We start from the raw sequence: 17,714 nt of genomic DNA, 5'->3' as shown, positions 1-17,714 counted from the left end.
GACACCTCGGTGTCGGGGGCTCAGTCGTTTTCGCGGCTCGTCCGGAGGGGCTCCCGGCTGCTCGTGACCGTCGCGGTGGATGGGACCGGACTACCGGACCGGCCCGATCGAGCGGCTAGTGTGCTCCACGTGACTGCAACAGAAGCACCCAGCAATGTCCGGATCGAGGACGGCGTCCTCCGCGTGGCCGTGGCAACTGCCGCGAACGGAACCTCCCTCGACATCGACGGAATCACCGAGGCGACTGCCGCACTGCGCGCGGCCGGCAGCGACGTGGGCGCGGTGCTTCTCGTCGGTGACGGCGCGAACTTCTGCGCCGGAGGCAACGTTCGGGCTTTCGCCTCGGCCGAGCGTCGCGGCGAGTTCGTCGGCGAGATCGCGACCGCGTTCCACGAGTTCGTGCGCGCGCTCGACGACACCACGGTCCCGGTCGTCGCGGCGGTCCACGGCTGGGCTGCCGGTGCCGGCATGAGCATCGTGTGCCTCGCGGACATCGCGATCGGTGGCACCTCGACCAAGCTGCGTCCTGCGTACCCGTCCATCGGCTTCACACCGGACGGCGGCATGTCGTGGACGCTGCCGCGCATCGTCGGTGCGTCGCGTGCACGGGAGATCCTGCTCACCGACGCCGTCCTGAACGGCGAGGAGTCCGTGCGTCTCGGCCTGCTCAGCCGGATCGTCGAAGACGACCAGGTGCAGGACGAAGCCCTGCGTGTGGCACGAACGCTCGCGGCCGGCCCGACCGCGTCCTACGCCGGGATCAAGAAGCTCTTCGCGAGCAGCCGGGCCAACTCGCTGTCCGAGCAGCTCGACGCCGAGACCGCGTCGATCTCCGCCGCAGCCGACGGTCCCACCGGCCGCGAGGGTGTCGACGCGTTCGTCGAGAAGCGTCGCCCCGACTTCTCGTCGGTGCGCAACGCGTAAGCGGGAACCGCGGATCCCGGTCGCTCGTCAGGCCTCCACGGTCACGGCGACCGGGGTCCGGTCCGCACGGAAGTGCACCTTCGGCCAGTAGCCGGCCATGAAGGCCTGTTCGAACAGACCCCGGTCGTCCGAGAGGTCCACCCCGAAGTCCCCCGAGTGGTACACCGTGACGGCCTCGAGCCCGAACGAGTCGAGGAAACGCAGCCGGTCCTCGTCGGTGTCGCTCTCCTCGCGCACCCGCCACCCTATCGACACCGAGGCGTCAGGGCAGACGCCAATCCACCTGGTTCGCACCGAGTTCGGCGAGCAACTCGTTGGCGCGACTGAACGGCCGCGACCCGAAGAAGCCCCGGGACGCCGACAGCGGCGACGGGTGCGCCGACTCGATCGTGGGAACGTCGCCGAGCATCGGCTTCAGTGTGGCAGCGTCACGCCCCCACAGGATCGCGACCATCGGCGACTGCCGCTCCACGAGCGCGCGGATCGCCTGTTCCGTGACCGCCTCCCAGCCCTTCCGGCGGTGCGACCCGGCCTCCCCCGGCGCGACGGTCAGCACCCTGTTCAGCAACAGCACACCGTTCTCGGTCCAGGGCGTCAGGTCGCCGTTCGACGGCGTCGGGTACCCGAGGTCCCGGCTGTACTCGGCGAAGATGTTGTTCAGGCTCCGCGGCACCGGCCGGACGTCCGGCGCCACCGAGAAGCTCAGGCCCACAGCATGTCCGGGCGTCGGGTACGGATCCTGACCGACGATGAGGACACGCACGTCCTCGAAGGGATGCGTGAACGCGCGCAGCACGTTCTCACCACTCGGGAGGTACTGTCGTCCGGCGGCGATCTCGGCGCGCAGGAAGTCGCCCATCTCGGCGATCCGGCCCTCGACCGGTGCGAGGGCCTTCGCCCACCCGGGGTCGATCAGGTCCGTCAGCGCCTTTGCCGCCATCAGTCGAGCCTGCGCAGCGCGTCGCGGTAGAACGCGGCATTCGCCGCGTACAGCTTCACGTTGAGTTCGAGGTGACCCTCGGGAACCTCGTAGCCCTCGCGCACCTTGGCCGGCACACCGAGCGCCATGCTGCGCGGCGGCACCTCGAATTTGAACGGCACGACGGCGCCCGCCCCGACCACCGATCCGGCACCCACCGTCGAGCCGTTCAGCACGACGGCGCCGGACGCGATGAGGCAGTTGTCGCCGATCTGCGCCCCCTCGATGTGGGCGTTGTGCCCGACCACGCAGCCGGCGCCGATGACGGTCGCGTCGATCGACGTGCAGTGGACGACGGTGCCGTCCTGGATGTTGGTGCCGGCGCCGACGCTGATCGTGCCGTAGTCGCCGCGCAGCACCGCCTGCGGCCAGATCGAGGCGCCCGGCCCGAGGGTCACGGCGCCGATCACGACGGCGTCGGGATGGACGTAGGCGTCCGGTGCGATGTCCGGTTCGCGATCACCGAGTGCGTAGATAGCCATGCGTGCAACCTATCCCGCGTCGAAGCTCTGCCAGCCACCGGACACCGTCCACGGATGCCCGTCGACCAGCACCCTGCCGCCGTCGGCGTCCACGCCGGAGACCACCTCGCCGATCGCCGACCAGCCGTCCGGAAGCACCGTTCCGGGCGGGAACGTCGCCGCCAGGGCGTGGTCCTCGCCACCGGTCAGGATCCACTCCCACGGATCCCGCCCGAGATCGCGCGCCGCATCGAGCAAACCGGCGGACGCGTCGATCCGCCCCCGGTCGATCCGGATCCCGACGCCCGACGCGTCCGCGATGTGGCCGAGGTCGGCGACGAGACCGTCGGAGACGTCGGTCATCGCGCTCGCGCCGGCGACCGCGGCCGCGACGCCCTGCTCGTAGGGCGGTGTGGGGACCCGGTGCGCGTCGATCAACTCCGCCGCACCCGGAACCGACGGGTCCACGCCGGCGAGCAGCAACGCCAGTCCCGCAGCCGACCGGCCGAGCGCCCCGGCGACAGCGACGACGTCGCCCTCTCGCGCACCCGAGCGCAGCACCGGACTGCGGCCTTCGAGGTCGCCGAGAACCGTCACCGACACGACGACCTCGTCGGCCTGCACCAGATCGCCGCCGACCACACCCGCGCCGAGAGCCTCCGCGGCACTGCCGAGACCGTCCGAGATGCCCGCGGCAACCGCGAGTGGGGTGTCGGGCGGGCAGCCCAGCGAGACGAGGAACGCCGTCGGACGCCCTCCCATCGCGGCGATGTCCGCACCGTTCTGGGCCACCGCTTTTCGGCCCACCTGCTCGGGTGTCGACCAGTCCAGCCGGAAGTGCCGATGTTCGACGAGCATGTCCGCCGACACCGCGGCCCGGCCGTCCGGCATCCGCACCACGGCCGCGTCGTCGCCCGGCCCGAGCAGCGTCGTCGACGGTTGCCTGCGTCGTTCCACGGCCCGCCCGATCACCGCGAACTCCCCCACCGACGCCACGGTGCGATCGTCGTCGTCCTGCTGCGGTCGCGAGGATTCGATGGTGGGCCTCCCAATGCTGATGTGCGTACTCGTGTGCGCCGGCGGTCTCCCGGTCCCGGGATTCGCCTCCCGCAACTGCGGTACCTTTTAGTGTGCGGCCGGGCATCCGGTGCGGGGCGCCGGGACCGGAGTCCCGTGGGTCTCCGCGACTCTACCGAGGCGACGGCGCACGACGACGGGAAGGACGGACCCGTGGTGCAGGCTTACGTACTGATCCAGACCGAGGTCGGCAAGGCCGCGGCGATCGCGGCGACGCTGTCCCGGATCACCGGCGTCGATTCCGCCGAGGACGTGGTGGGGCCGTACGACGTGATCGCCCGCGTCGACGCACCCGCCGAGGCCGCGCTGTCCGACGTCGTCGACGACATGAAGAAGGTCCGCGGGATCACCCGCATCCTGACCTGCCAGATCGCGGCGCCAGCCGCACCGACCGAGAACTGAGATGTCCGAACCCGAGAACCCCACCACCGATCAGAACGAACCGCACCCGTCCGAGAAGCGCAGTCCCGCGCTGATCGCGACCGCGGTCGCCCTCCCCGTCGCGCTCGTCATCGGCGTCATCGTCGCCGCCGCGATCGCCGGGCGTTCACCCGTGAAGGAAGATGTCGGGCTCGGCCCCGTGGAGGCGCCGGCCGCGCAGTCCGCGGAATGCACGACGTTGATGAACGACCTGCCCGAGAACCTCGGCGACTACACGCGCGCCGAACTGCGCGACCCTGCACCCGAGGCGACGGCCGCGTGGCAGCCCGACGAGGGCGAGCCCGTCGTGATGCGGTGCGGTCTGCCGCGTCCCCCGGAGTTCGACCAGGCATCGCCGCTCAGCGTCGTCGACGGCGTCCAGTGGTTCGAGATCTCCGGCGCCTCGCAGGGCATCGAGGCCAGCACGTGGTACGCCGTCGACCGCGGCGTGTACGTCGCGTTGACCGTGCCCAACGGATCGGGCCCGACGCCCCTGCAGGACGCGTCCGCTGCGGTTTCCGAGGCACTGCCGCAGAAGCCGCTCGACCCCGCGCCGGTCCCCAACCCGTAGCGGGTCGCGCGCGGGCCGGGGGGCCGACGCCGCGGCGCTCGGCTCAGCTCAGCGCAGCCCCGTCCCGCGCGCCACGGCCGTGTCGACGAGCGTCGAGACGAGCGTCTCGTACTGGACACCGGCCGCCTGCCACATGCGCGGGTACATCGAGATCGACGTGAAGCCCGGCATCGTGTTGATCTCGTTGATCACGGGTCCGTCCGCAGTGACGAAGAAGTCGACGCGGGCCAGCCCCTGGCAGTCCAGCGCGCGGAAGGCACGGACCGCGAGGGCGCGGATCTGTTCGCTGACGTCGTCGTCGAGCTTGGCCGGAACGTCGAATTCGCAGACGTCGTCGAGGTACTTGGTGTCGAAGTCGTAGAACGCGGACTCGTCCCCGTCGGTGTCGGGCATGCGGATCTCGGCGACCACGCTGGCCCGCACGTCACCGTCGGGGAATTCGAGGACGCCGCATTCCACCTCGCGCCCGACGATCGCCGACTCGACGATCACCTTGGGGTCGTGCGAGCGGGCGACGGCCACCGCGGCGTCGAACTGCGACCAGTCCGCCACCCGCGTGATGCCGATCGACGAACCGCCACGGGCCGGCTTCACGAACACCGGCAGCCCCAGCTGCTGCTTCTGCTCGTCGGTGACGGTCGACGTGCCCGGGCGGAGCACCACCTGGAACCCGACCGGCAGACCCTCGGCCGCCAGCAGCTTCTTGGTGAACTCCTTGTCCATGCCCGCCGCGCTGGCGAGGACGCCGGGACCGACGTAGGGAATGCCGGCCAGCTCGAGCAGGCCCTGGATGGTGCCGTCCTCGCCGTACGCACCGTGCAGGACCGGGAACACGACGTCGACCGACGCGAGCGCCTGACCGGCCTGCTTGTCGTCGAGAGCGACGACGGCACCCGCACGGGTCGGGTCCGCGGTGAGGGTGAGAGCCTTGCCGTCCGCGTCCACGGTCGGCATGGACCGGTCGCGGATCGCGAGGTCCGCGGGATCGGTCGAGCCCAGCACCCACGCGCCGTCGGTCGTGATGCCGATCGGTACCACTTCGTAGCGATCCGGGTCGAGGTTCCTCAGGACGCTGCCGGCGGAGACACAGGACACCGAATGCTCGTTGCTGCGGCCACCGAAGACGACGGCGACCCTGGTACGCGGATTGTTCACGCCCCAAACCGTACCGTTGCGAGCGGCCTCGCCACGAACCGACCGAACAGCTCGATTCGATACCGCCCGAAGTGCCCGGAACTACTCGGGCTTGATGCGGCGCCCCAGCAACATACCGACCGCGTCGTGAACCGACATGCCCTCGTGGCACACCCGGTGCACGGCGTCCGTGAGCGGCATCTCGACCCCCTTCGCAGCGGCCAGGGCGCGCACCGACGTACACGACTTCACGCCTTCGGCGATCTGGCCGTGGGTCGCGGCCTGGGCGCTCTCGAGCGACCCTCCGAGCCCCAGCCGCTCGCCGAAGGACCGGTTCCGGGACAGCGGCGACGTGCAGGTGGCCACGAGGTCGCCGACGCCCGCCAGGCCCGCGAGCGTCGCGGCGTTGGCTCCCGATGCGACTCCGAGTCGGATGATCTCCGCGAGTCCTCGGGTGATCAGGCTCGCGATCGTGTTCTCCCCCAGCCCGATGCCGGACGCCATGCCGCACGCCAGCGCGATCACGTTCTTGCAGGCCCCACCGATTTCACACCCGATCACGTCGGTGTTCGTGTAGGGCCGGAAATAACTTGTCGCGCAAGCTTTCTGGACGGCGAGGGCGCGCGCCTCGTCGGTGCACGCGACGACCGTGGCGGCCGGCTGGCCGAGCGCGATCTCACGCGCGAGATTGGGCCCCGAGAGCACCGCCACCCGTGTCGGGTCCACCGACGCCACCTGTGAGACGACCTCGCTCATCCGGAGCAGTGTCACGCTCTCGATGCCCTTCGCGAGGCTGAGCAGGGTCGCGTCCGGACCGACCGCACCGGCCCACCGCTCGAGATTTCCGCGCAGCGACTGGGACGGCACGGCGAGGACCACGATGTCCGCGCCCGCCAGAGCCTCCTCGTGATCGTCGGTCGCCGACAGCGTCGGCGGCAGCGCGATCCCGGGCAGGTAGTCCGGGTTCTCGTGCCGGCTGACGACGGCGTCGGCGATCTCGGTTCGCCTGGCCCACAGCGTCACGTCGGTTCCCGCGTCGGCCAGCACTTTCGCGAACGCCGTCCCCCACGATCCCGCCCCCAGAACCGCCGCCTTGCTCACGCCGCCCCCTCCGCTCCGCGCTCACCCGAGTTGTTCACTGCCCACACCGTTCCGCCGCCGACCTGCCCGCTCACTGCCTGCGAACACGATATCCCTCACACCGATCGGTCGGCGGGCGCGCCGCGTCGACGGCGCGGCTGGCAAGATTGGCGACATGAGGGGTGCGCACCGATCGGATCAGCCCGCGCACACCCATGTCGTCGTCGCCGTGAAGGACCTCAGCCGCGCGAAGACCCGCCTCGCGGAATCGCTGTCGGCCTCGGACCGGACCGACCTCGTCGTGGCGATGCTGCGGGACACGCTGAGCGTCCTGGTGGGCGCGCGCGACACGGCCGATCCGGCTCGCATCACGGACGTGACCGTGGTGACCCCCGACCCCGTCGTTGCGTCGATCGCCGCCGAGTGCGGCGTCGGGCACCTTCCGGATCCGGCCCGACGCGCCATCGGCGAGTCCGGGCTCAATGCGGCGCTCACGGACGCGGAACGCGCGCTCGGCACCGCCGGGGGCGCGATCGACGTGGTGGCGCTGCAGGCCGACCTGCCCGCCCTGCGGACAGCCGAGCTGCTCGATGCACTCGGACAGGCCCGCCGCGGCGGACGCTCGATCGTCGTGGACCACACCGGCACGGGAACCTCGGCGCTGTTCGCCTGCGGCCCGTCCACTCGTCTCGACCCGAGGTTCGGGACCGACTCCGCACGGGCCCACATCGCGTCGGGGGCGCGGGTACTCGACGGGGCCTGGCCAGGACTGCGCCAAGACGTCGACACCCTCGACGACCTGTTCGCCGCAGCCCGCCTCGGCCTCGGCCCCGCGACCCGGGCGGTGTTCGACCGCCTCGGATGTACGCCGGGTGTCCGGCAACTCCGATAGCTGTGAACTCCGTGTGATCGATTGTCCTGCCTGCGAATCTCGAGGGATGATCGTGGAGTGAGCAACGGGAGAGCACTCGAGCGACGCACGGACTCCGACCGATCGGCGGAGGACGGTTCCGACTCTGATCGAACACGCCCGGCGGGTATCGGCCATTCGGCCATCATCCCGACCGCCCCGCCTGCGGCCACCCCCACCGGCTCCCCGGACGGCGGTCTGCCCACGGCGCGCTATCTCAACCGCGAACTGAGCTGGCTCGACTTCAACTCCCGTGTGCTCGCCCTCGCGGAGGACACTTCGCTGCCACTGCTCGAACGCGCAAAGTTCCTCGCGATCTTCGCCTCGAACCTCGACGAGTTCTACATGGTCCGGGTGGCCGGCCTGAAACGACGCGACGAAACCGGGCTGTCGGTGCGGTCCGCGGACGGACTCTCGCCCCGTGAACAACTGGCGCTCATCGGATCCCGCACCCAGGAGATCTCGTACAAGCACGCCAGGGTGTTCCTCGATTCCGTGCGTCCGGCGCTCGCCGACGAGGGCATCTCGATCATCGGCTGGTCCGACCTCGATTCTGAGGAACGCACGCGTTTGTCGGCGCACTTCCACGAACAGGTCTTCCCGGTCCTGACCCCGCTGGCCGTCGACCCGGCCCATCCGTTCCCCTACATCAGCGGGCTGAGCCTCAATCTCGCGGTCACCGTGAAGGATGCCGCAACCGGCGGAGAGCACTTCGCGCGCGTGAAGGTGCCCGACAACGTCGACCGGTTCGTGCGCGTGACCCGCACCGGCGACACCCCCGGCTCGATCGCGGCCTTCCTGCCCACCGAGGACCTCATCGCCGCCCACCTCGACGTACTCTTCCCCGGCATGGAAGTGGTGGAGCACCACGCTTTCCGCGTCACACGCAATGCCGATTTCGAGGTCGAGGAGGATCGCGACGAGGACCTGCTCCAGGCACTCGAGCGCGAACTGGCCCGACGGCGGTTCGGTTCCCCGGTCCGCCTCGAGGTGGCCGACGACATGACCGAGCACATGCTCGAACTGCTGCTCCGGGAACTGGACGTGGATCCCGGGGATGTCATCCAAGTACCTGGGCTTCTTGATCTTTCGTCCCTCTGGCAGGTGTACGGCGTCGACCGCCCGAATCTCAAGGACGCGCCGTTCGTTCCCGCCACGCACCCGGCGTTCGGCGAGCGGGAGACGCCCAAGAGCGTCTTCTCGACCCTGCGCGACGGCGACGTTCTCGTTCAGCACCCGTACGACTCGTTCTCCACGAGTGTTCAGCGGTTCATCGAGCAGGCGGCCGCCGACCCTCAGGTTCTCGCGATCAAGCAGACGCTCTACCGCACCTCCGGCGACTCCCCGATCGTCAACGCCCTCGTCGCGGCGGCCGAGGCGGGCAAGCAGGTGGTGGCGCTCGTCGAGATCAAGGCGCGCTTCGACGAGCAGGCGAACATCAAGTGGGCCCGCAAACTCGAACAGGCCGGCGTCCACGTCGTCTACGGACTGGTCGGTCTCAAGACCCATTGCAAGACATGCCTCGTCGTGCGACGCGAGGGGTCGACCATTCGCCGCTACTGCCATATCGGCACCGGCAACTACAACCCCAAGACGGCCCGCCTCTACGAGGACGTCGGCTTGCTCACGGCGGCACCCGAGATCGGCGCCGACCTGACGGACCTGTTCAACTCCCTCACCGGGTACTCCCGAAAGTCGCAGTATCGCAACCTGCTCGTCGCCCCGTACGGCGTGCGCGCCGGGATAATCGCCCGCATCGAATCGGAGATCGAGCACCGCAAGGCCGGCCGCGAGGCGGGAATCCGGCTGAAGGCCAACGCCCTCGTCGACGAACAGGTGATCGACGCGCTCTACCGCGCATCACAGGCCGGGGTCCCGGTCCGGATCGTGGTCCGCGGGATCTGTGCGCTCAAGCCCGGCGTTCCCGGCCTCAGCGAGAACATCGAGGTCCGCTCGATCCTCGGCCGCTTCCTCGAGCATTCGCGAATCATGCACTTCCAGGGTTCGAACGAGTTCTGGATCGGTAGCGCCGACATGATGCACCGGAACCTCGATCGCCGCGTCGAGGTGATGGCACAGGTCAAGGATCCGCGTCTCACCCGTCAGCTCGACGAGATCTTCGACTCCGCACTCGATCCCACCACCCGCTGCTGGGTACTCCAGTCCGACGGCAGCTGGCAGGCCGCACCCGCTCGTGGCGAGAAGGTGCGGGAGCACCAGGAAGAGATGATGCGCCGACGCAGATCCACCAACTCCTGACGCGGAATCCGCTCCAGTCCAGCCGTTCGACCACGACCTCCGGTCGAGGGAAGGAACCACACCGTTGAGTCCTGATAAACCGGTCAAAGCAAACATTTTCGCGGCCGGCGCAGTTCTGTGGCGCAAGTCACCGAACAACCCGTACGAGATCGAAATCGCACTCATTCACCGGCCGAAGTACGACGACTGGTCTTTTCCCAAAGGAAAACTCGATCCCGGCGAAACATCGATTTCCGCCGCAGTGCGGGAGATCCACGAAGAGACCGGAATTACAGCGCAATTGGGGCGACACCTCTCAGGTGTGACATATCCGATACCGGGCCATCGCAAGCTCAAGCGGGTCGAATACTGGGCAGCCGAGGCGGCGGGTGGTGAGTTCACGCCCAACGACGAGGTGGACGAGATGCGGTGGCTGCCACCGGACGACGTCCCCGACCAGCTCTCCTACCCGATGGACCGAACGATCCTGCGGCGGTTCGTCCAGATCCCGCCGGACACCACCACGGTCCTGCTCGTGCGTCACGCAAAGGCGGGCAGCAGGAAGAAGTACGAGGGCGACGACGACACGAGGCCGCTCGACGAGAAGGGTCGTGTGCAGGCGGAAGCCCTTGTCGGCCAACTACGAGCCTTCGGAGCATCCGAGGTGTCGTCGGCGGACCGGACCAGGTGCGTGCAGACGGTGGAGCCCCTCGCCGCGTCGCTCGAAGTACCGATCCACATCGAGCCCCTTCTCTCCGAAGAGCAGTACGCGGCCGATCCGGCGAGCGCCCGCGCCCGCGCCCGCAAGATCGCTGCTCGAGGCGGCGTTCAGGTCATCTGCAGCCAGGGCGGGGTCATCCCTGACCTCCTGGAGTGGTGGGCCAAACGCGACGGCATCACGCTGCCGCCTGCCCGAAACCGTAAGGCGAGCACGTGGGTGCTGTCGTTGTCGGGCGGTCGGTTGGTCGCGGCGGATCACATCGACAGCCCGCTGCCCATGCCCCGCAACGCGGATTGACCTCTCGACACACGACAAGGCGGCCACGGGATTCGATCCCGTGGCCGCCTTGTCAGTTACGGAGTATTTCCGCCGAAGTCTCGCGACTTACTTACGTGCGGTGCGCTTGGCCGGAGCCTTCTTGGCTGCAGTCTTCTTCGCGACGGTCTTCTTGGCTGCGGTCTTGGCGGGAGCCTTGGCTGCAGTCTTCTTCGCGACCGTCTTCTTGGCTGCGGTCTTGGCCGGAGCCTTGGCCGGGGCCTTGGTCGCGGTCTTCTTCGCGACGGTCTTCTTGGCTGCGGTCTTGGCCGGAGCCTTGGCCGCGGTCTTCTTGGCTGCGGTCTTGGCAGGAGCCTTGGCCGCAGTCTTCTTCGCCACGGTCTTGGCAGGAGCCTTGGCCGCAGTCTTCTTCGCAGCCGTCTTCTTGGCGGCGGTCTTCTTGGCAGCCGTCTTCTTGGCGGCCTTCTTCACGGGCTCAGCGGCGCCACGCTTGACGGCCGGTCCGCTGCTGGGGAGCTTCTGCCCACCGGCGATGAGCGCCTTGAACTGTGCGCCCGGACGGAACGCCGGAACCGACGTCGGCTTGACCTTGACCGTCTCGCCCGTGCGCGGGTTGCGAGCGACGCGAGCCGCGCGACGGCGCTGCTCGAAGACACCGAAACCGGTGATGGTGACGCTCTCGCCGGCATGGACTGCACGCACGATGGTGTCGACCACGTGCTCGACGGCCTCACTCGCGGTGCGCCTGTCCGTGCCCAGCTTCTCGGTCAGAACATCGATGAGCTCTGCCTTGTTCATGGAAAATCCTCCGCAAACTAATGGTCCACCGTCGGACCGACTACGAACTACGGTAAACCCGAAATCGGCAAGAGTCTATGTGCCACGCCAATTCTCATCAAGCGCGGCCCCCCGATCTGTGCTAGATCGAGGGGCCGAACCAGTTATCCGATTACGTCAATTGTCGTTCGCGACGCGCGCCGGAAGGGTCGCAGGTTTCCATGACGGCCTTGACTTTTCGAACTCGGAAATCGCCTCTACCTGGCGCAACGTGAGTCCGATGTCGTCCAGCCCCTCGAGTAGACGCCAGCGCGTGTAGTCGTCAATCTCGAACGGCACCACAGTCGTTCCGGCGGTCACGGTCTTGGATGCGAGATCCACCACGAGTTCGAGACCCGGCTGCTCCTCGAGCAACTTCCACAGCATCTCGACGTCGCTCTGCTCGACCTGAGCCGCGAGCAGACCGGCCTTACCGGCGTTGCCGCGGAAGATGTCGGCGAAACGCGATGCGATGACGACGCGGAAACCGTAGTCGGACAACGCCCACACCGCGTGCTCCCGAGACGACCCCGTGCCGAAGTCGGGACCCGCCACCAGGACGCTGCCCTTGTCGTACGGCGCGACGTTGAGGATGAACTCCGGGTCGGTCCGCCAGGCTGCGAACAGCCCGTCCTCGAAACCGGTTCGGGTCACTCGCTTCAGGTACACCGCAGGGATGATCTGGTCGGTATCGACATTGGACCGGCGCAGCGGAACACCGATTCCCTTATGAGTGGTAAAGGCTTCCATCGTTTTTCTCCTAGTTCCCTTGCGCCCTATGCCAGGTCTGCCGGTGCCGAGAGCTTGCCCCGCACCGCTGTCGCGGCCGCGACAGCCGGAGAAACGAGGTGCGTACGCCCACCCTTGCCTTGGCGGCCTTCGAAATTGCGGTTCGATGTCGACGCCGAGCGCTCGCCCGGGGCCAACTGGTCGGGGTTCATACCCAGGCACATCGAGCATCCGGCCTGACGCCACTCGGCACCCGCCGTGGTGAAGATCTCACCGAGACCCTCTTCCTCGGCCTGAGCGCGCACCCGCATCGAGCCCGGCACGACGAGCATCCGGACACCGTCTGCGACCTTGCGCCCCTTGAGAACCTCCGCAACCGCACGAAGATCCTCGATACGCCCGTTGGTGCACGAACCGACGAAAACGGTGTCGACCGGCACCTCGCGCAGCGGCGTGCCCGCCTCCAGGCCCATGTACGCCAGCGCCTTCTCGGCGGCGAGACGTTCGCTCTCGTCGGCGAAGTCGGCCGGGTCGGGAACCGAATCGCCGAGCGGGGCACCCTGACCGGGGTTCGTTCCCCAGGTGACGAACGGCGTCAGCGCCGAACCGTCGATATGCACCTCGGCGTCGAAAACCGCGTCGTCGTCGGTCTTCAGCTGATCCCAGGCCGCCACCGCCGCGTCCCAGTCGGCGCCCTGCGGGGCGTGCGGACGGCCCTTGACGAACTCGTAGGTGATCTCGTCCGGTGCGATCATTCCGGCGCGAGCCCCTGCCTCGATGGACATGTTGCAGATCGTCATCCGCGATTCCATCGAGAGCTTGCGGATCGCCTCGCCGCGGTACTCGAGGACGTACCCCTGCCCGCCACCGGTGCCGATCTTCGCGATCACGGCGAGGATCAGGTCCTTGCTCGTGACGCCGGGCGCCAGTTCGCCGTCCACGGTGATCGCCATGGTCTTGAAGGGGCGCAGCGACAGCGTCTGCGTCGCCATCACGTGCTCGACCTCACTGGTGCCGATTCCCATTGCCAGAGCGCCGAAAGCACCGTGCGTCGACGTATGGCTGTCGCCACACACGACGGTCATGCCCGGCTGGGTCAGGCCGAGTTGGGGGCCCACGACGTGCACGATGCCCTGATCGAGATCACCCATGGGGTGCAGGCGAACTCCGAACTCCTCACAGTTCTTCCGCAAGGTGTCGACCTGGGTCCGCGAGACCGGGTCCGCGATCGGCTTGTCGATGTCGACCGTCGGGACATTGTGGTCCTCGGTCGCGATCGTGAGGTCGGGTCGGCGCAACTTGCGTCCGGCGAGCCGCAGACCGTCGAAGGCCTGCGGGCTGGTGACCTCGTGAACGAGATGCAGGTCGATGTAGATCAGATCCGGCTGCCGTGCCGCACCCTCACCTTCACCGCGCACGACAACGTGCTCGTCCCACACCTTCTCGGCCAGAGTGCGTCCTCTGTCAGCCATCTTCTCCACCTCTGTCTCGGGATGTCGCGCGTCGACAGGTTCCTGGGCTGCCCCGTGTCGCGCGCCGTGTCGAACCACCTCGCACGCAATCGGCTATGATCCCAATATGCGAGAAGGGAGTATCGATCTATGAGACAGCATAGCGGTATCGGGGTGCTCGACAAAGCAATGGGCGTGCTTCACGCCGTCGCCGAACAGCCCTGCAGCCTCACCGAACTGTGCAACCGGACCGGGCTCCCCCGCGCCACCGCACACCGTCTCGCCGTGGGACTCGAAGTGCACCGACTCCTCACTCGCGACGCGGACGGACTGTGGTGCACCGGACCCGGCCTCGGCGAACTCGCCGCGACCGCGAGCGACGCCCTCGTCGATGCTGCGGCGCTCGTCCTGCCGCGGCTCCGCGAGATCACCGGAGAAAGCGTTCAGCTCTACCGGCGCGAGGGGACCCACCGGGTGTGCATCGCGTCGATGGAGCCGCCCGCCGGCCTGCGCGACACCGTGCTCGTCGGCGCGCGACTGCCGATGACCGCAGGTTCGGGCGCCAAGGTCCTTCTCGCATGGGCGGACGCCCAGACCCAACGCGCCATCCTGCCCGAGGCCTCGTTCGGCGAACGAGTGCTCGTCGAGGTGCGTCGGCGTGGCTGGGCGCAGAGCGCGGCCGAACGCGAGTCCGGCGTGGCCAGTGTCGCGGCGCCCGTCCGGGATGCGTCGGGCAACGTCGTCGCGGCGATCTCGGTGTCGGGACCGATCGATCGCATGGGCCGCCGCCCCGGTGCCCGCTGGGCAGCGGACCTGCTCGCCGCTGCGGACGCGCTCCACAAGCGCCTCTGAGGACCTAACCGACCCCACGCGCGTGCCGGGAAAGTGATTCGTGGCACAGTCGTTCGAAAGAACGAAATCCACTTCGAGTCGAGGAGCGGCTGTGGGGACCAACCAACGCGGGCAGATCACGATGTCGGACGCCGAGATCACCGAATTCGTCGAACGCAGCCGAGTCTCGACGATGGCGACGATCGGGGTGAACGGCACCCCTCACCTGGTCGCGATGTGGTACGCCGTCATCGACGGCGAGCTGTGGTTCGAGACGAAGGCCAAGTCGCAGAAGGCCGTCAATCTCCGGCGCGACGACCGGCTCACGATGATGATCGAGGACGGTGACACGTACGACACCCTCCGCGGCGTCTCGATCGAAGGTCGCGGCGAGATCGTGGACGACCCGGAGGCCCTGTTCAAGGTCGGGATCAGCATCTGGGAGCGCTACACGGGGCCGTACTCCGAGGACGTCAAGCCGGCGGTCGAGATGATGCTGCACAAGCGCATTGCCGTCAAGGTCGTCCCGGAGCGGGTGCGGTCGTGGGATCACCGCAAGCTCGGACTGCCGGAGATGCCGGTCGGCGGGTCCACCGCGGCTTACCTCTAGGCAGCCCGGCGCCGCCGTAAAACCACGCGACGCGCGCCCGGCCTCGGCGGTACATTCCGAATCGACGAGTCACCACCGAGGCAGGAGGAGGACGACGTGAGCGAATCGGCCGACAATGAGATCAAGCGCAAGTTCCGCGAGGCCCTCGACCGCAAGAACCACCGGCAGTCGAGTGCGACGGCGCACCTGGACGGGCAGTCGAAGGTCCATGATGCCCACGGCAGCGCCGACCACAAACGCGAGTTCCGCCGGAAGAGCGGGTAGGCCCGGTCAGCCGCGGCCGGTGCGTTCCCCGAAATGAGAAATACCCTCCGATCGATGATCGGAGGGTATTTCTCGTTGTAGCCCCGACGGGATTCGAACCCGCGCTACCGCCTTGAGAGGGCGGCGTCCTAGGCCGCTAGACGACGGGGCCAGGACTGACACTCGAATGCAAGTTCACTTCCGCAGAAGAACCTCCGCTTCTGCGGAGGGTCTGTCCGTGGTAGCCCCGACGGGATTCGAACCCGCGCTACCGCCTTGAGAGGGCGGCGTCCTAGGCCGCTAGACGACGGGGCCGAGAACTTGCATCGAACGCTGTACTGCTATGACTGCGAAGCAACACATCCGCAGTGTAACTGGAAGCCGGTGAGCTGAACTCACCGAAGTACGGCGACCTTTCGGCCTCCGAACTTCCGCTGGGGTACCAGGACTCGAACCTAGAATGGCTGAACCAGAATCAGCTGTGTTGCCAATTACACCATACCCCAATGGTCTGTTCCTTCGGCCTGCCCTGCGGGCGTCTGGCCTCCGTTCCGAACCGAGAAGAAGATTAGCACCAACCCTCGCCCGAACTACAAATCGGCTGGTCAGAGTCGGTAAATCGCGCTAATGACCGCCGCGACCCGCCCGGACGAGCCGGTGCGGGCCGCGGCCGACGACCTGAAGTGGACTCCGAGGTGGACTCCGAGTGGACCCCGAGTCAGGCGATCTGCGCCCGAGCCGAACGCAGGCGGGCGAGGGTCTTCTCGCGACCGAGCAGTTCCATCGACTCGTACAGCGGCGGACTGATGTGCGAACCGGTGAGCGCCACGCGCACGGGAGCGAAAGCCTTACGCGGCTTGAGTTCGAGCTTGTCGATCAGGGCGCCCTTGAGCGTCTCCTCGAGATCCGCGGTCGCCCACTCCGGCAGCGCATCCAGCGCCTCGATCGTGGCGTCCAGCACCGGCGCGGCGTCGGCGCCCAGGTTCTTCGCAGCGGCGGCCGGATCGATCGCGAAGTCGGCGTCGTCGACGAGCAGGAACTTCAGCAGGTCCCACGCGTCCGACAGAACGACGATGCGGGTCTGCACGAGATCGGCCGCCACGTCGAACTGCTCGGCGGTGAGGGCGTCGACCGGGTGCCCGTGAGTGGTCAGATACGCGCGCAGGCGGGCAGCGAAGTCGGCCGGCTCGAGCAGACGAATGTGCTCCGCGTTGATCGCGTCGGCCTTCTTCTGGTCGAAGCGGGCCGGATTGGAATTGACCTTGGAGATGTCGAACGCGGCGACCATCTCGTCGAGGGAGAAGACGTCGTGGTCGTCGGCGATGCTCCAGCCCAGCAGTGCCAGGTAGTTGAGCAGTCCTTCGGGGATGAAACCGCGATCGCGGTGGATGAAGAGGTTCGACTCCGGATCACGCTTGGACAGCTTCTTGTTGCCCTGTCCCATGACGAACGGCAGGTGACCGAACTCGGGTGTGAAATCGGCGACACCGATGCGCTCCAGCGCCTCGTACAGCGCGAGCTGACGCGGCGTGGACGAGAGCAGATCCTCGCCCCGCAGCACGTGCGTGATCTTCATCAGCGCGTCGTCGACCGGGTTGACGAGCGTGTACAGCGGAATGCCGTTGCCGCGGGTGAGCGCGAAGTCCGGCACCGTACCGGCCTTGAAGGTCGTCTCCCCGCGCACCAGGTCGTTCCACGTCAGGTCGTGGTCGGGCATCCGCAGCCGCACGACGGGCTTGCGTCCCTCGTCCAGGTACGCCTGGACCTGCTCGGGCGTCAGGTCCCGATCGAAGTTGTCGTAGCCCAGCTTGGGGTCGCGGCCGGCCGCCTTGTGCCGCGCCTCGACCTCGTCGGGAGTCGAGAACGACTCGTACGCCTCCCCCGCCTCGACCAGACGGCGTACCACGTCGAGGTGCAGATCGCGTCGCTGCGACTGCCGGTACGGCTCGTACGGGCCGCCCACCTCCGGACCCTCGTCCCAGCTCAGCCCCAGCCACCGCAGCGCATCCAGGATCGCCTGGTACGACTCCTCCGTGTCACGGGCAGCGTCGGTGTCCTCGATACGGAACACGAACGTGCCACCGTGGTGACGCGCGAACGCCCAGTTGAACAGGGCGGTGCGGACGAGCCCGACGTGCGGGGTGCCGGTGGGTGACGGACAGAAACGGACGCGTACTTCGCTGGTGGTCATGGCTCACTTCGGGTCGACACTGCTAGACGCTGCTAGGCGTGGTCAGCTACGG

At 68.0% G+C, this 17,714-nt stretch carries 19 protein-coding genes and 3 tRNA genes; 9 read left to right on the top strand and 13 right to left on the bottom strand.

What is annotated here, in order from left to right:
* Positions 1-129 precede the first annotated feature (129 nt).
* Complete coding sequence (locus A6I89_RS02625) at positions 130-924, top strand: enoyl-CoA hydratase/isomerase family protein (protein WP_037086177.1); 795 nt, start codon at positions 130-132, stop codon at positions 922-924.
* Positions 925-951: 27 nt separating this feature from the next.
* On the opposite strand, the gene A6I89_RS02620 is transcribed toward A6I89_RS02625, so the two are convergent.
* The 4 genes from A6I89_RS02620 to A6I89_RS02605 are packed head-to-tail and all read right to left on the bottom strand — an operon-like array spanning position 952 to position 3,336.
* Positions 952-1,161, bottom strand: coding sequence for a hypothetical protein (locus tag A6I89_RS02620; RefSeq protein WP_022596902.1), 210 nt, complete (start codon positions 1,159-1,161; stop codon positions 952-954).
* 25 nt (positions 1,162-1,186) lie between these two features.
* Positions 1,187-1,864 carry a uracil-DNA glycosylase gene (locus tag A6I89_RS02615; protein ID WP_005519044.1) on the bottom strand — a complete coding sequence of 226 codons (678 nt, stop codon included), beginning with the start codon at positions 1,862-1,864 and terminating at the stop codon, positions 1,187-1,189.
* Complete coding sequence (locus tag A6I89_RS02610; protein ID WP_005519043.1) at positions 1,864-2,385, bottom strand: gamma carbonic anhydrase family protein; 522 nt, start codon at positions 2,383-2,385, stop codon at positions 1,864-1,866. The genes A6I89_RS02615 and A6I89_RS02610 overlap by 1 nt, the downstream gene beginning before the upstream one ends.
* Positions 2,386-2,394: 9 nt before the next feature.
* A complete protein-coding gene (locus A6I89_RS02605; RefSeq protein ID WP_013416597.1) occupies positions 2,395-3,336 on the bottom strand; it encodes a thiamine-phosphate kinase in 942 nt (313 codons plus the stop codon).
* Positions 3,337-3,594: 258 nt separating this feature from the next.
* Between A6I89_RS02605 and A6I89_RS02600 the strand changes: the two genes are divergently transcribed.
* Positions 3,595-3,843: an Lrp/AsnC ligand binding domain-containing protein gene (locus tag A6I89_RS02600; protein ID WP_044991304.1), complete on the top strand. Its 249-nt coding sequence runs from the start codon at positions 3,595-3,597 to the stop codon at positions 3,841-3,843.
* Position 3,844: 1 nt separating this feature from the next.
* Positions 3,845-4,432, top strand: a complete 588-nt coding sequence (locus A6I89_RS02595) for a DUF3515 domain-containing protein (protein WP_005519040.1) — start codon at positions 3,845-3,847, stop codon at positions 4,430-4,432.
* Positions 4,433-4,480: 48 nt separating this feature from the next.
* On the opposite strand, the gene A6I89_RS02590 is transcribed toward A6I89_RS02595, so the two are convergent.
* Both A6I89_RS02590 and A6I89_RS02585 read right to left on the bottom strand, forming a co-directional pair.
* Positions 4,481-5,587, bottom strand: a complete 1,107-nt coding sequence (locus tag A6I89_RS02590; protein ID WP_022596907.1) for a D-alanine--D-alanine ligase family protein — start codon at positions 5,585-5,587, stop codon at positions 4,481-4,483.
* Between the two features lie 81 nt (positions 5,588-5,668).
* A complete protein-coding gene (locus A6I89_RS02585) occupies positions 5,669-6,667 on the bottom strand; it encodes an NAD(P)H-dependent glycerol-3-phosphate dehydrogenase (RefSeq protein ID WP_022596909.1) in 999 nt (332 codons plus the stop codon).
* 154 nt (positions 6,668-6,821) lie between these two features.
* On the opposite strand from A6I89_RS02585, the gene cofC reads away from it, so the two are divergent.
* The 3 genes from cofC to A6I89_RS02570 all read left to right on the top strand — a co-directional run bounded on the left by cofC (position 6,822) and on the right by A6I89_RS02570 (position 10,812).
* Positions 6,822-7,538 carry a 2-phospho-L-lactate guanylyltransferase gene (gene cofC, locus A6I89_RS02580; protein WP_013416602.1) on the top strand — a complete coding sequence of 239 codons (717 nt, stop codon included), beginning with the start codon at positions 6,822-6,824 and terminating at the stop codon, positions 7,536-7,538.
* A gap of 147 nt (positions 7,539-7,685) precedes the next feature.
* A complete protein-coding gene (locus tag A6I89_RS02575) occupies positions 7,686-9,815 on the top strand; it encodes an RNA degradosome polyphosphate kinase (RefSeq protein ID WP_372489608.1) in 2,130 nt (709 codons plus the stop codon).
* A 64-nt stretch (positions 9,816-9,879) separates the two neighbouring features.
* Positions 9,880-10,812: an NUDIX hydrolase gene (locus A6I89_RS02570; protein WP_005519035.1), complete on the top strand. Its 933-nt coding sequence runs from the start codon at positions 9,880-9,882 to the stop codon at positions 10,810-10,812.
* Between the two features lie 87 nt (positions 10,813-10,899).
* On the opposite strand, the gene A6I89_RS02565 is transcribed toward A6I89_RS02570, so the two are convergent.
* The 3 genes from A6I89_RS02565 to leuC form a co-directional block, all read right to left on the bottom strand.
* On the bottom strand, positions 10,900-11,589 hold the full coding sequence (locus A6I89_RS02565; RefSeq protein WP_022596915.1) for an HU family DNA-binding protein: 690 nt from the start codon (positions 11,587-11,589) through the stop codon (positions 10,900-10,902).
* A 156-nt stretch (positions 11,590-11,745) separates the two neighbouring features.
* A complete protein-coding gene (gene leuD / locus A6I89_RS02560; RefSeq protein ID WP_005519031.1) occupies positions 11,746-12,357 on the bottom strand; it encodes a 3-isopropylmalate dehydratase small subunit in 612 nt (203 codons plus the stop codon).
* Between the two features lie 26 nt (positions 12,358-12,383).
* Positions 12,384-13,817, bottom strand: a complete 1,434-nt coding sequence (gene leuC, locus A6I89_RS02555; protein ID WP_041674323.1) for a 3-isopropylmalate dehydratase large subunit — start codon at positions 13,815-13,817, stop codon at positions 12,384-12,386.
* 120 nt (positions 13,818-13,937) lie between these two features.
* Between leuC and A6I89_RS02550 the strand changes: the two genes are divergently transcribed.
* The 3 genes from A6I89_RS02550 to A6I89_RS24520 all read left to right on the top strand — a co-directional run bounded on the left by A6I89_RS02550 (position 13,938) and on the right by A6I89_RS24520 (position 15,492).
* Positions 13,938-14,639, top strand: a complete 702-nt coding sequence (locus tag A6I89_RS02550; protein ID WP_005519027.1) for an IclR family transcriptional regulator — start codon at positions 13,938-13,940, stop codon at positions 14,637-14,639.
* Between the two features lie 91 nt (positions 14,640-14,730).
* Entirely contained in the window at positions 14,731-15,228 is a 498-nt protein-coding gene (locus A6I89_RS02545; RefSeq protein ID WP_005519024.1) for a pyridoxamine 5'-phosphate oxidase family protein, read from the top strand.
* Between the two features lie 96 nt (positions 15,229-15,324).
* Positions 15,325-15,492, top strand: coding sequence for a DUF5302 domain-containing protein (locus A6I89_RS24520; RefSeq protein WP_005519023.1), 168 nt, complete (start codon positions 15,325-15,327; stop codon positions 15,490-15,492).
* 78 nt (positions 15,493-15,570) lie between these two features.
* Here the strand turns inward: A6I89_RS24520 and A6I89_RS02540 are convergent.
* The 4 genes from A6I89_RS02540 to gltX form a co-directional block, all read right to left on the bottom strand.
* A tRNA-Glu gene (locus tag A6I89_RS02540) sits at positions 15,571-15,643 on the bottom strand.
* A 67-nt stretch (positions 15,644-15,710) separates the two neighbouring features.
* Positions 15,711-15,786: transfer RNA gene (locus tag A6I89_RS02535), tRNA-Glu, on the bottom strand.
* A gap of 119 nt (positions 15,787-15,905) precedes the next feature.
* A tRNA-Gln gene (locus A6I89_RS02530) sits at positions 15,906-15,977 on the bottom strand.
* 212 nt (positions 15,978-16,189) lie between these two features.
* Positions 16,190-17,662, bottom strand: coding sequence for a glutamate--tRNA ligase (gene gltX, locus A6I89_RS02525; protein WP_013416606.1), 1,473 nt, complete (start codon positions 17,660-17,662; stop codon positions 16,190-16,192).
* Positions 17,663-17,714 lie beyond the last annotated feature (52 nt).

Origin of the sequence: Prescottella equi, from assembly GCF_002094305.1 — a bacterium.
Lineage (GTDB): Bacteria > Actinomycetota > Actinomycetes > Mycobacteriales > Mycobacteriaceae > Prescottella > Prescottella equi.
This window is presented reverse-complemented; position numbering and strand designations above follow the sequence as displayed.

What these genes read in the sequence shown, in the direction of transcription:
- A6I89_RS02615 (WP_005519044.1), bottom strand. Translation starts at nt 1,864, where the DNA reads ATGGCGGCAAAGGCGCTGACGGACCTGATCGACCCCGGGTGGGCGAAG.
- A6I89_RS02595 (WP_005519040.1), top strand. Translation starts at nt 3,845, where the DNA reads ATGTCCGAACCCGAGAACCCCACCACCGATCAGAACGAACCGCACCCG.
- A6I89_RS02550 (WP_005519027.1), top strand. Translation starts at nt 13,938, where the DNA reads ATGAGACAGCATAGCGGTATCGGGGTGCTCGACAAAGCAATGGGCGTG.
- A6I89_RS02565 (WP_022596915.1), bottom strand. Translation starts at nt 11,589, where the DNA reads ATGAACAAGGCAGAGCTCATCGATGTTCTGACCGAGAAGCTGGGCACG.
- gltX (WP_013416606.1), bottom strand. Translation starts at nt 17,662, where the DNA reads ATGACCACCAGCGAAGTACGCGTCCGTTTCTGTCCGTCACCCACCGGC.
- leuD (WP_005519031.1), bottom strand. Translation starts at nt 12,357, where the DNA reads ATGGAAGCCTTTACCACTCATAAGGGAATCGGTGTTCCGCTGCGCCGG.
- cofC (WP_013416602.1), top strand. Translation starts at nt 6,822, where the DNA reads ATGAGGGGTGCGCACCGATCGGATCAGCCCGCGCACACCCATGTCGTC.
- A6I89_RS02610 (WP_005519043.1), bottom strand. Translation starts at nt 2,385, where the DNA reads ATGGCTATCTACGCACTCGGTGATCGCGAACCGGACATCGCACCGGAC.